Annotated in this window: 1 pseudogene; it reads left to right on the top strand. The window is 46.0% G+C overall.

The window, feature by feature from the left end:
• A pseudogene (locus tag AB4585_RS28800) lies at positions 1 to 263 on the top strand (ABC transporter substrate-binding protein); the annotation flags it as partial.

Raw genomic sequence — 263 nt, 5'->3', positions numbered from 1 at the left:
ATTCAGTGATGAAGTGTTGCTGGATTTAATAGAGCCCCAGCAGTTCAGTTCTGTCACCAATCTAGTGGATGATAAACACTTCTCTGCAGTAGCAGGAAAGATGTCAACGACAATTCCTCGTCTCGACCTCAATGTCGAACAAATCTTAGTCAATCAACCTGACCTCGTGTTTGCCGCTAATTGGAGCGATGCAGGTCGCGTAGAGCAGCTTCGCGCCGCTGGAATTAGGGTCTTTCTATTACCTACACCATCAACTTATGAAG

The sequence above is a fragment of the Vibrio sp. 10N.222.49.C9 genome, assembly GCF_041474985.1.
Lineage (GTDB): Bacteria > Pseudomonadota > Gammaproteobacteria > Enterobacterales > Vibrionaceae > Vibrio > Vibrio crassostreae_C.
The sequence above is the reverse complement of the archived record's forward strand: the minus strand, read 5'-3'. Positions and strand labels throughout refer to the sequence as shown.